Source organism: Aminipila terrae, assembly GCF_010120715.1.
Classification (GTDB): Bacteria; Bacillota; Clostridia; order Peptostreptococcales; family Anaerovoracaceae; genus Aminipila; species Aminipila terrae.
In genome coordinates this window covers 1955477-1968023 of sequence record NZ_CP047591.1, presented here as the reverse complement: position 1 = coordinate 1968023, position 12547 = coordinate 1955477, and the positions used below count along the sequence as shown (strand labels likewise).

General features: G+C 39.3%; 8 protein-coding genes and 1 pseudogene. 1 reads left to right on the top strand and 8 read right to left on the bottom strand.

Annotated features, from left to right (window positions below):
• Positions 1–7 precede the first annotated feature (7 nt).
• Both fabK and Ami3637_RS09300 read right to left on the bottom strand, forming a co-directional pair.
• Positions 8–952 (bottom strand): enoyl-[acyl-carrier-protein] reductase FabK, encoded by a 945-nt coding sequence (fabK, locus tag Ami3637_RS09305; protein WP_162362331.1) that lies wholly within the window; start codon positions 950–952, stop codon positions 8–10.
• 20 nt (positions 953–972) lie between these two features.
• Positions 973–1977, bottom strand: a complete 1005-nt coding sequence (locus Ami3637_RS09300; protein ID WP_162362330.1) for a 3-oxoacyl-ACP synthase III family protein — start codon at positions 1975–1977, stop codon at positions 973–975.
• A gap of 301 nt (positions 1978–2278) precedes the next feature.
• Between Ami3637_RS09300 and Ami3637_RS09295 the strand changes: the two genes are divergently transcribed.
• Positions 2279–3484, top strand: a complete 1206-nt coding sequence (locus tag Ami3637_RS09295) for a glycosyltransferase family 4 protein (RefSeq protein ID WP_162362329.1) — start codon at positions 2279–2281, stop codon at positions 3482–3484.
• 114 nt (positions 3485–3598) lie between these two features.
• Here the strand turns inward: Ami3637_RS09295 and Ami3637_RS09290 are convergent, their stop codons facing one another.
• From Ami3637_RS09290 to Ami3637_RS09265, 6 genes and pseudogenes are all read right to left on the bottom strand, one after another.
• A complete protein-coding gene (locus Ami3637_RS09290; protein WP_162362328.1) occupies positions 3599–4249 on the bottom strand; it encodes an HAD-IA family hydrolase in 651 nt (216 codons plus the stop codon).
• A gap of 69 nt (positions 4250–4318) precedes the next feature.
• Positions 4319–4843, bottom strand: a complete 525-nt coding sequence (locus Ami3637_RS09285) for a hypothetical protein (protein ID WP_162362327.1) — start codon at positions 4841–4843, stop codon at positions 4319–4321.
• Between the two features lie 195 nt (positions 4844–5038).
• Positions 5039–7300: a Tex family protein gene (locus Ami3637_RS09280; RefSeq protein ID WP_162362326.1), complete on the bottom strand. Its 2262-nt coding sequence runs from the start codon at positions 7298–7300 to the stop codon at positions 5039–5041.
• 36 nt (positions 7301–7336) lie between these two features.
• Positions 7337–8458: pseudogene (prfB, locus tag Ami3637_RS09275) on the bottom strand (peptide chain release factor 2).
• Positions 8459–8476: 18 nt separating this feature from the next.
• Positions 8477–11236 carry a preprotein translocase subunit SecA gene (gene secA, locus Ami3637_RS09270; RefSeq protein ID WP_162362325.1) on the bottom strand — a complete coding sequence of 920 codons (2760 nt, stop codon included), beginning with the start codon at positions 11234–11236 and terminating at the stop codon, positions 8477–8479.
• Positions 11227–12507, bottom strand: coding sequence for an HlyC/CorC family transporter (locus tag Ami3637_RS09265; RefSeq protein WP_162362324.1), 1281 nt, complete (start codon positions 12505–12507; stop codon positions 11227–11229). Before Ami3637_RS09265 ends, secA begins: the two co-directional genes overlap by 10 nt.
• Positions 12508–12547: the final 40 nt, after the last annotated feature.

Sequence of the window (12547 nt, the reverse complement as noted above, 5' to 3'; positions counted from 1 at the left end):
TAACCTCCTAAAATAAAGAAGCTCTGTCGCTATAAATCATTTTCGCCTCTTCAAACATCTCTTTAATCATTTCCGCAGCAGGCTGCTCTTTCCTGACCATGCCTGCAATCTGCCCGGACATAACCGATCCATGTTCAACATCACCATCAAATACCGCTGCGCCTAGTGCTCCAATGCCAACCTTATCAATGGCAGCCTGCACTTCATCACCTACACTTGATTTTTCTATTGCAAGAATTTCTCTGGCCAGCTTATTCTTAATAACCCTTACCGGATGCCCCGTAGATCTTCCTGTGGCACAGGTATCTGTATCCTTAGCCTTAATGATTGCATCCTTATAGTTTTGTGAAACAATGCATTCCTTTGCAACTACAAATCTTGTTCCAACCTGAACGCCTTTTGCTCCAAGCATATAAGCTGCCGCAACTCCTCTGCCGTCCGCTATTCCACCAGCAGCAAGCACCGGTATAGACACGGCGTCTGCCACCTGAGGAGTCAGAGCCATAGTTGCGATTTCACCAATATGCCCTCCAGCTTCCGTTCCTTCAGCAATAATTGCATCCGCACCAGCTCTCTCAACTCTGATTGCCAGCGCTACAGAAGCAACCACAGGAATCACTTTTATTCCAGCTTCTTTCAGTTCCTTCATATATTTACCGGGATTTCCGGCTCCAGTTGTAACAACAGGAACTTTTTCTTCACAAACAACCTTAATCAGTTCGTCTATATTGGGCATGAGGAGCATAAGGTTTACTCCAAAAGGTTTATCCGTAAGGCTTCTCACCTTTTTTATTTCATCTCTCAGCCAGTCTGCATCGTATCCTCCACTGGCAATTATGCCAAGTCCGCCACCATTACTTACTGCTGCTGCCAGTGAACTCTCTGCAATTCTTGCCATCGCCCCCTGAATAATCGGATATTCTGTTCCTAAGATCTGACATATATCGTTCATTAAATATTCCTCCTGATTTATTACACTTCAAAGATTACTGCCCCTGCACTGAGGCCTCCGCCAAAGCCCATAAGCATTATCTTATCGCCCTTTTTTAATTTTTCCGTATCCATTATATCATACAATGCCATTGGTACGCTTGCAGCAGACACATTTCCTGTCTCACTTAAACTAATCTGAAACTTTTCTATAGGCTGTTTAAATTTTTTAGCTGCCGAAGAAATAATTCTCAAATTTGCCTGATGGGGTACAAAGTACGCAATATCATCAGCTGTCAGTCCTGCCAGTTCTAAAGATTTTTCCATAACCTCACCTATGGCGTTCACCGCAAATTTAAATACCTGGCTTCCTTGCATAGATAACGCCTGTTTTTCAGGATTATCCCGTTCTTCATCTGTAAACGGTGTTTTCCTATATTCCATTCCGCAAGTTAAAGAATCCGTCATATCATCATAATTTTTTACAAAAGAGGCCAGTATACCTTTTTCATTAGGATTGTCTTCCAGCAATGCAGCACCTGCTCCGTCCCCAAAAAGAATACATGTGCTTCTGTCTGACCAGTCAACAATTCTGCTTAACCGTTCCACCCCTATAATCAAAGCCTTCCTGATGGTATTTGTAGTCACACCATTTACTTTGCTGACCATACCATTTTTCATCAGTGCTTCCGCAATCCATACTCCGTAGATAAATCCACTGCAGGCAGTGCTAATATCAAAAGCAACGGCATTAGCAAGTCCCAGCTCTTTCTTTACAAGAGCCCCCATGGAAGGAACCAGTTTGTCAGGTGTAACTGTTGCCACAATAACAAGGCCTATTTCATCATAATTTTCCCCATCAAGGGCCAGTTTTGCTGCAGCAACGGCTAAATCCACTCCGGATTCAGTGGTAGCAACTCTTCTTTCCTGAATTCCGGTCCTTGCAACAATCCATTCATTATCTGTCTCTACAAATCTATTTAAATCGTCATTTTTTACTATTAGCTCTGGCACTGCCTTTCCGGCATTTTTTATAGTAATTCCCAATTACAGCCTCCTTTTAAAATTTATATGAATATTTATTTTGATTATCAAATTATTTTATTATATTATATTTTTATTTGGTATAAAAGTCAAGTAATCATATTTATGCAAAAAACATATTGTCCCTTTTGATATTTATACTGCTTTCTTATTATTAGCTGGCATGAAAAATAATATATATTTATAGAAGTATTTTAACTATTATAATCTTAAGAAATTTTAAGAAAACTTAATAAAGATTTAATGGACTTTCCTATAAATCTATGAAAGAATATATCTTGGGAGTTTAGGAGGGATTAAAATAATGAAAATATTAATAACGACGGACTGGTATAAACCCGTTATTAACGGAGTCGTTACTTCCGTAATCAATTTAAAATCCGAATTGGAAAAGGCTGGCCATGAGGTACGGGTATTAACGCTCTCACCTGATGGGCACCAGCACTTTAAAGATGATACATACTATCTTAAATCATTTAAGGTGAAAATATATCCTCAGGCAAGAGCCACTTATAACTTTCACAGTAAGTATTTACCTGAGATCATGCAATGGCATCCAGATATCATACATTCCCAGTGCGAGTGGGTCTCATTTTACTTTGCTAAGTACATTGCCCTTAAATTGGATATTCCTATTGTTCATACTTATCATACCATTTACGAAGATTATACTCATTATATATTGCGCAGTAAACGTCTCAGCAAAAGTATTGTACTTTTTGGTTCCAACCGCGCGATAAATGCTACGGATTATGTTATAACTCCTACTAATAAGGCTCGGAATTTATTACTTTCCTATGGCATTGAAAATCCAATTACTACGATACCTACAGGTATCGACTTGAATAAATACAGAAAACGTATTTCCGAAAGCCGGCGTCAGGAACTTCTGTCTTCTCTTGGTATAACCCCAGACAAGACAGTCATTGTAAGTATTGGGAGACTTGCTCTGGAAAAAAATATAGATGAGCTTTTGGATAATATGAAGATTCTGGTCAAGTCACATCCGGAAATAGTTCTGCTGATTGTAGGGGGCGGCCCTTATGAAGATGCCCTGAGAGAACTGGTTATTGACATGCATCTGCAGAATAATGTTATCTTTACCGGAATGGTTTCTCCTGATTCTGTTCCAGAGTATTTTCAGTTAGGCAAACTATTTGTTTGTGCTTCCCAAAGCGAAGCACAGGGACTTACTTATATTGAAGCATTAGCCAGTGGCGTTCCTCTTTTATGCAAATATGACCAGTGCCTGGAAAATGTTTTAATAGAAGGTCAGAATGGTTTTTCTTTTGACAGCTCCAAGGAATTCAGTACAAAACTTCTTGCCCTGTTAAATAATCCTGAGAAATATAAGACTCTGTGCAAAAACGCAGAAATCTCTGCTGAAAATTACTCTAAGGAAACATTCGGGAAACGGGTGGCAAAGGTTTATGATGCCGCCGTAGACACTTTTCCTGGTCATCTTCCTCTTCCAGTAAGACTTATTCCTGTCCTTAGAAGACATGCCTGAAAGTACAGATTGAACATGAATCAAATTATATAAATAAGGGGTTCAAGATTTGATGATATCATCACAATCTGAACCCTCTTTTTTTATGTATTTTACATATGACCCTAAACCGTTTTAAATTTGTAAAATTTTTAATATATCTTCAGCCTTTTTAATGACAAAATCCGGCTTAAAAATACCTTCCTTTTCCTTATCATATATGGCCACTGCCCAATCCACAAGGACAGAGGTAACACCTGCATTGTTAGCACAGCCAATGTCAAATTTACTGTCACCAATCATCATGGATTCTTCAGGTTTTGAACCCAATTTCTCTAAAGCAATAAGAGCTGGTTCCGGATCCGGTTTATGTTTTGTACAATCCTCCATGGTAACAATTTCATCTAAGATAGTGTCCAGTTTATACTTTTCAAGGCCTTCCATAGTAGTTGGTCTCAGTCTTGAAGTAACTACTGCTGTTTTATATCCCTGCCTGTTCAGTTCTTTAATCAATTCAATCATACCTGGAAAGGGCGATATAACGTCCGCAAACCTGCCCGCCTGATATCCTCTGTAAATTTCTATTGCATCGTCCAAAGGAAATTCAGGGAAGAAATCATTCATACTCTTTGCCAGTGTTTCTCCAAAGGTTCTTTGAATAGCCTCGGGATCTCCCTCTTTTCCCATGATAGTCTTAAAGGTATGCTGCCATGAACCTAGGATAAGTTCATTGGTATTCATAACAGTACCATCAAAATCAAATAATATCGTATTAATCCTGTTCATTGTATTCTCCCTTATTTAATATCTTTGCTATTTTATCACAATCACTGGGATTATACAAGGTACGCTATCTTATTCGTCATCACTTTCAGTATCCTGTGCTGAAACATTTGCCATCTCCTCTGGATTTAAAGTACTGTTGTCACTATTTTGTTGTTTTCCGGCTTCTTTAGCTGCACGCCTTGCCAGCTCTGCATTTTTCTCGGCCTGAGTAATTGTCCCCTCATCTACCATCTTATCCAGTTGTTTCTCCGTATAAGAAGACAAATCCTGGGTAGATGTTGATGAACTCTTCTGGGAGTCCTCAACCGAACTTGTGGATACTGCAGATTTCAAGGCTGCAGTATCACTACTTGCCTGCTGTCTGGCCATTTTCATGCCCTCTTCACTGATTTCAACAGTATCATACTGGGGAGCTTTGGTTTTCACCGGAGAAGTATCTGAAATTTGCTGCTGGGACTCTGCGATAGCTGCTGCATCGCCGGAAGCAGAAACTTCTTTAGTATCTGCACTCTTTACACTGTTTTCTTTGCTTGCCAGCAGTTCTCTTTCCTGTCTGGCATAATCAGTTATGCTGTTTCCTACGGATTCAATCATCTTTAAACCTTCTTTCCTTAAATCAGATAATGACAATTTAATATATTTTAATATATCGCACAAATACATTATCTGGTAAGTACTTTCACACACTTCACATCTAACTTTCACCCAGGGAACACAAAAGTGCAGTTATCACTAACTGCACTTAATCGCTGTTTTTTAATTAATTCTCTTCCTTTAACGTGGAATTTATTATAACTTCATAGTCAGGGCAATTTTTTGTCTGTCATAGTCCACACTTAAGATCTTAACCTTTACTGTATCTCCCACGGATACAGCATCCATAGGGTGTTTAATAAATTTATTACTGATTTCAGAGATATGAACCAGTCCATCATTTTTCACTCCTATGTCAACAAAAGCGCCAAAATCCACAACATTGCGGACTGTTCCCATCATTTCCATACCAACCTTTAAGTCTTCAAAACTTCTTACATCATTTCTGAACACCACAGCTGGTGCATCTTCTCTGGGGTCTCTTGCTGGCTTCTTGATTTCCTCTATGATATCCTTTAGAGTCAAGGCTCCAATTCCCACTTCTTCAGCAAGCTTTTCAATGCTCTTCCCCAGGCCCTTTTTAGGATCTTCTTTCTTTGTCTCCTTTAACACGGCTAAGGCAGCAAGGCCTTTTGTTCCCGGCTCAACTTTTACCTGTTTTTTCGCAGCAGGATAGGCTTCACAGATTTTCTCTTCAATGTCGCCTACTCCCCCCTGTCTGATCTGCTCCTTATCAATTCCAAGTTTTTGAAGCACTACATCAGCAGCTTCATAAGACTCTGGATGGACAGATGTTGCGTCCAGCGGATTTACTCCGTCTGCTATTCGCATAAAGCCCGCACATTGTTTATAAGTTTTTTCACCCAGTTTTGAAACTTTTAAAAGTTCTTTTCTGTTTGTAAATCTACCAGTCTCTTCTCTGTAGGAAACAATATTCTTTGCAATGCCCATATTAATTCCTGCAATATAGGACAGAAGAGAAGGGGATGCCGTATTCAGATCAACACCTACCCTGTTTACACAATCTTCTACTACATTTGTCAGTGCCCCATCTAAAAGATTCTGGTCTATATCGTGCTGATATTGACCTACACCAATGCTTTTTGGTGATATCTTAACCAGTTCTGCCAAAGGATCCTGAAGCCTTCTTCCCAGAGACATGGCGCCCCTCGTAGTCACATCCAGGTCCGGATATTCTTCAGTAGCCAGTTTTGATGCAGAGTAAACGGAGGCTCCTGCCTCATTTACAATGGTATAGTTAATGTTATAATCATTCTTTTTAAGGAATTCTGCAACTACCTCTTCGGTTTCCCTGGAAGCAGTCCCATTACCGATTACAATGGTATTAATCTTAAACTTATCTATTAATTTCTTTAAAGCAGCTTCTGTTCCCGCAATGTCTTTTTTAGGCTCTGTGGGATATACCGTAGCATAAGCCAAAAGTTTGCCAGTTTCATTTAAAACGGCCACTTTGCAGCCAGTTCTGTATCCTGGGTCAATACTGATGATTCTTGCCCCGTTTACTGGTGGAACCATTAAAAGCTTCTCGGTATTTTTTGCAAATACTTTCACCGCATCCAGCTCTGCTCTTTCAGTCAGAAGATTCCGCATTTCTCTTTCAATGGAAGGAGCCATTAATCTCTTATATGCATCTGTAATGGTGTCCGTTAACATCTGGACAAATATAGATTTTTCGTTGGCAATAACTGCCTTTTCCAGCATTAACTGAAGTTCTTCTACTGGTGCTATTACTTTCACCTTAAGTTTCTTCTCTTTTTCCCCTCTGTTTATTGCCAGGATTCTATGATTGGGAATTTTATCAATACTTTCCTGATGTCCATAATACATATCATAAACCGTTTTTTCCTCAGGATCTGTAGCTTCTGCTGAAATCAGTCCGGATTTCTGTGTCTTTTCACGAACCATAGCTGTTATTTCCGGGTGATCTGCAATCATTTCCGCAATAATATCCATAGCACCCTGAATAGCCTGTTCTGCGTTTTCAACACCTTTTTCTTCATTTATGTACGGTGCAGCCAGATCTTCAATGCTGCCCGATTCCATTTCCTGTGCATAAAAAACAAGCGCTAAAGGTTCAAGACCTTTCTCTTTGGCCTTAGAGGCTCTTGTAGCCTTCTTCTGCTTATAAGGCTTATAAAGATCCTCTACCCTCTGTAATACTTCCGCTTTTTCAATTTCAGCCTTTAACTCTTCTGTCAGTTTCCCCTGCTCATCAATAAGCCGTGTAACTTCTTCTTTTCTGGCTTCAAGATTTCGCAGATAAGTTAGCCTTTCATCCATGTCACGTAAGATTACATCTGAAAGTCCCCCTGTTACTTCTTTTCTGTAACGTGCAATAAATGGAATAGTATTGCCGTCATCTATCAGCTGTACGGTATTTTCAACCTGTGAAATTTTAACAGAGAATTCCTGCGCTAATTTTTCAATAATATTCATTTTTATATCCTTTTTCCCTTTATCTAAGCTTACTTTTTAATCCTTAAATTTTAACTTCTCATTGATAAAATAATCAATCTCTCCATCCATAACAGCCTGAACGTTTCCTACCTCTGCCCCGTCCTGTGGTCTTTCACCATTGTATATGGCTGGAACACATAGGAACGAATCTGGCTCCCCCACGTATTTTGCGAAAAATCTCCCTTAAGTTCTTTAAGATTTTCCTTGTGCTGCTGTTCTGCCAGTTCCGTGAGTTTTGCCTTTAAAACCTTCATTGCCATATCTTTGTTCTGGTGCTGGCTCCGTTCATTCTGACAGGTAACAACAATATTGGTGGGCAGATGGGTAATCCGGATAGCCGAATCTGTTTTATTTACATGCTGGCCTCCTGCACCACTGGAGCGGTAAGTGTCTATTCGTAAATCTTCAGGATCTATTTCTATATTTATATCGTCGTCTAGTTCAGGCATGACTTCCAGCATAGCAAAAGAGGTCTGCCTTTTTCCCTGGGCATTAAAGGGAGAAATACGGACCAGCCGGTGTACTCCCCGTTCATTTTTTAAATACCCATAAGCGTTTTCACCTTCCACGATTACAGTAGCACTTTTAATTCCTGCTTCTGTATCATCCTGAAGGTCAATTATCTTAGTGCTATAACCTCTTTTTTCAGCCCAGCGTGTATACATACGAAGGAGCATTTCCGCCCAGTCCATGGCATCAACACCACCAGTACCTGCGTGGATCGTAAAGATAGCACTGTTGTGATCAAATTCCCCGGTAAGAAGTGTTTTCAGTCTTATTTCTTCTGCCTTAGTTTTATAGTTCTCATAAACTTCTCTTATTTCTTCTGCTATCGTGAAATTTTCTTCCCCTGCGGAATCTGTTTCACTTTCTTCGGCCATTTCAATCAGCACTTCGATATCTTCTAAATCCTGCTTCAGACTTTTATAGCTATTTATTTTGTTTTCTAAGGATTTTTTTTCCTTCAGCAGTTTTTGTGCTGCCTCACGATTATCCCAAAACCCTTCTACCTGAGTCTTTATTTCTATTTCCTCTAACCTGTTTTCTAAGTTGGCCAGGTCAAAGAGACTCACCTACCTCTGTCAAATTTGCCTTTGCAGCAGGCAGCTCATATTTTATCTGATCTAATTCAACCATATAAAATTCCTTTCTTATTTATTTATTCATGCAGCAATTCTTATACTTCTTACCACTACCGCAAGGACACGGATCATTTCTTCCAATCTTTTCTTCTGTTCTTCTGATTGGCTCGTGTTTCTGTTCTCTTTCTGGTACCTCGGTCTCGCCAGGCATTGAACCTGTGGAAATACCACTGGCCATACCTTCTCCATGATAGTCTTCTTTTCTACCTTCACCCACTTCAATGATTTTCTTCCTTTCGGCATTGGTCTGGATAGTAACATTGTAACAGAACTTAACCGTATCTTCTTTAATAGCCTGAATCATCAGTTCAAACATATCAAATCCTTCATTAGAGTAAGCTGCTGCCGGATCCTGCTGACCCAGCGCACGAAGGTTGATACCATTTCTAAGCTGATCCATATCATCGATATGATCCATCCATTTATTGTCCACTACTCTGATCAGAATCATTCTTTCCAGCTCACGCATTCTGTCTATACCGATTTCAGCTTCTTTTTCATCATAAAGTCTTTCAAATTCTGCATAAAGGTCTTCTTTTAACTGATCTGCAGTAAGATTCTCAGCTTCTTCTTTCGTATAAGGCAGATGCTCATTAAATCTGTCACAGATTTTCTTCAGGTTCTTGCCCAGGGTAGTTAAATCCCATTCTTCTGAATATCTTGATGCCACAGTGATCGGATCAACCATTTCATCAATTAATTCCTGAGTCATATTTTTAATATGCTCTCTTAAATCTTCTCCGAACAATACCTTACGTCTTTCTTCATAAATAATCTGACGCTGTTTGTTCATAACATTATCATACTGTAATACATATTTTCTGATATAGAAGTTCTTGCCTTCTACTTTTTTCTGGGCTGCTTCAATACGCTTTGTAAGCATGCCTGCTTCAATAGCTTCATCTTCTTCAACTCCCAGTTTTTCTACCAGAGTCTGAATCTTCTCGCCACCAAACAGTCGCATCAGTTCATCTTCAAGGGATAGGAAGAACTGTGTACATCCAGGGTCTCCCTGACGTCCCGCACGACCTCTTAACTGGTTATCAATTCTTCTTGACTCATGGCGTTCTGTACCAATGATACAAAGTCCTCCCAGCTCTCTTACCTGCTGCTGTTCTTCAGCTCTTTCAGCTTTAAACTTTTCGTTTAACTCATTAAACGTATTTCTCGCTTGTATCAGTTCCGGATCATTGGTTGACACAAATGAAGTGGCAAAGGAAATAGCTTCATCACTGAATCCCTGTCTCTTCATTTCACGTTTTGCTTCGAATTCAGGATTACCTCCAAGAAGAATATCGGTACCTCGGCCAGCCATATTTGTTGCAATGGTTACGGCATTCTGACGACCTGCTTCAGCAACAATCTCTGCTTCCTTTTCGTGCTGTTTAGCATTCAATACGTTGTGTTTTACACCGCGCTTTCTAAGCATGTCACTGATTAATTCTGATTTTTCAATAGAAATGGTACCTACCAGAACTGGTTGTCCTGTTGCGTGAACTTCTGCAATTCTTTCAGCTATAGCTTTAAATTTACCTTTTTCTGTAGCGTAGATAGAATCCTGAAGGTCTGTTCTTGCAATTTCTCTATTAGTTGGAATAACTACAACATCCATGTTATAAATTTCTCTGAATTCATCTTCTTCTGTCTTGGCAGTACCTGTCATACCGGCCAGCTTGTTATACATTCTGAAGTAGTTCTGAAGGGTTATCGTAGCTAATGTCTTTGATTCTGAACGAACCAGAACACCTTCTTTTGCTTCAATAGCCTGATGCAGTCCGTCACTGTATCTACGTCCAAACATTAAACGTCCGGTAAATTCATCAACGATTACTATTTCATCGTCTTTTACAATATAGTCAACATCACGCTTCATTAAATTTCTTGCTTTTAATGCCTGAAGAACGTGATGGTTTATTTCCATGTTTTCAGGATCGGAGAAGTTTTCAATACCAAATTCTCTTTCACACTTGGCTACACCTTCCTCGGTAAGAGCAACTGTTTTGTCCTTTTCTTCAATGGTAAAGTCTTCTTCATTTCGCAGCCTTGTTACAAACTTATCTGCTACTCCATATAAATCCGTAGATTTTGCTCCCTGTCCAGAAATAATAAGAGGCGTTCTGGCTTCATCAATGAGGATAGAGTCCACTTCGTCCACAATAGCATAATTCAGTTGTTCTCTCTGAGACATTTCTTCACGGTAAGTAACCATGTTATCTCTTAAGTAGTCAAAACCGAATTCATTGTTGGTTCCGTAAGTAATATCCGCTTCATAAGCTGCTTTTCTGTCTTCTCCTGTTACATCATGAATAACGCAGCCTACTGTCAGACCCAGGAACGTATAAAGCTTTCCCATCCATTCCATATCACGTTTTGCCAGATAATCATTTACTGTAACAACGTGAACACCATCGCCGCTAAGCGCATTCAGGTATGCCGCCAGTGTAGCAACTAAAGTTTTACCTTCACCTGTTTTCATTTCAGCAATTCTTCCCTGATGCAGTGCTACACCACCAATCAGCTGAACTCTGAAATGTTTCATACCTAAACTTCTGACAGCACCTTCTCTGCACACCGCAAAAGCTTCTGGCAGTAAATCATCCAGTGATTCTCCATTTTGATATCTTTCTTTAAATTCAGAAGTTTTTGCCTTAAGCTGTTCATCAGTAAGAGTCTGCATGTCCTGATCCAGTGCCTCAACTTTGTCTACTATTTTTTCAATTCTTCTAACTTCTTTAACATTTAAATCTCCAAAGATTTTTTCCATTAATCCCATTTTCTTAGTCCTTCTTCCCTTTCTGTTTCTAGTGGCATCACAACCACATTTATCTCTAAGGCTCTTTTTCCATCTGCCTTGGTTACTCTAACTTTTAAATTTTCATATTCAAATGAATCTCCGGCTTCCGGTAATTTGTCAAGATTCACCACAACCCATCCATTGGCTGTAGTAACATCCATTTCTTCATACTCTAATCCGAAGAAATCAAACATTTTTTCAACACTTGCTCCACCAAGGACTCTGTAACTTCCATCATAAATCTGAAGGATTTCCTGTGAAGCAGTAGCGTCATGTTCATCAAAGATTTCACCTACCAGTTCTTCAATGATGTCTTCCATTGTTACGATACCCTCTGTGCCGCCATATTCATCCACAACAACAGCAATGTGAGTCTTTGCTTTCTGCATTCTTTTCAAAAGCGTAGCAATTCTTATGGAACCAGGTGTAAAAACAACGGGGGTAACATAATCAGAGATTTCTTTATCATGGCCAATTACAAAATTGTGAAAGTCTTTCTGGTTTAAAACCCCTACAATTTTGTCCATATTTTCTTCATAGACCGGTAGCCTTGAAAATCCTGTTTCTAAAAATATCTTTGCCACCTCCTCCTTTTTCTCATCTATTTCTATAGCCTCCACATCAACTCTCGGAGTCAGCACATCATAAGCTTCCAGTTCATTAAACTCAATTGCATTTTGAATCAATTCACTTCTGTCTTCATCCAGACTGCCTTCTGTCTCTGCTTCTTCCACAATTGTTATAAGCTCGTCATCAGTTATAGTCCTTTCATCATGAACTTTAAATACTTTTTTAATAATTTTTTTCCACTGCGCAAATATAAAATTAAGTGGCTTCATTATTACCAGTAAAATTCTGAGAAATGGTACGGAAAACATAGAGAATTTTTCAGGGGCCTCTTTTGCAATGATTTTTGGTGTTATTTCCCCAAAGATTAAAACGATAATTGTAATGATTACTGTTGAAAGTGTTGCACCGTAAGATCCATATAATTTTACAAACAGTACAGTTGCAATTGATGTCATGGTAATGTTGGCTGCAGTGTTGCCTATCAGGATTGTTGTAAGAAGTCTGTCATAGTTTTCTTCCAGCACAAGAACCTGCTTTGCCTTTTTACTTCCTGCTCCGGCAAGACTCTTCATTCTTATTCTGTTTAAAGATGTGAAAGCCGTTTCAGTGGCTGAAAAGTATGCCGACAATATGATTAAAACCACAATTGCTACTATCGAAGTAAATATACTCCCTCCCATTTATACCTCCTGTATAAATTCCTTTGTAATCTGTGCCTGT

Excerpts from the sequence above, each read along its gene's own strand:
- Ami3637_RS09290 (WP_162362328.1), bottom strand. The coding sequence starts at position 4,249 with ATGAACAGGATTAATACGATATTATTTGATTTTGATGGTACTGTTATG.
- Ami3637_RS09295 (WP_162362329.1), top strand. The coding sequence starts at position 2,279 with ATGAAAATATTAATAACGACGGACTGGTATAAACCCGTTATTAACGGA.
- Ami3637_RS09280 (WP_162362326.1), bottom strand. The coding sequence starts at position 7,300 with ATGAATATTATTGAAAAATTAGCGCAGGAATTCTCTGTTAAAATTTCA.
- fabK (WP_162362331.1), bottom strand. The coding sequence starts at position 952 with ATGAACGATATATGTCAGATCTTAGGAACAGAATATCCGATTATTCAG.
- Ami3637_RS09265 (WP_162362324.1), bottom strand. The coding sequence starts at position 12,507 with ATGGGAGGGAGTATATTTACTTCGATAGTAGCAATTGTGGTTTTAATC.
- Ami3637_RS09285 (WP_162362327.1), bottom strand. The coding sequence starts at position 4,843 with ATGATTGAATCCGTAGGAAACAGCATAACTGATTATGCCAGACAGGAA.
- secA (WP_162362325.1), bottom strand. The coding sequence starts at position 11,236 with ATGGGATTAATGGAAAAAATCTTTGGAGATTTAAATGTTAAAGAAGTT.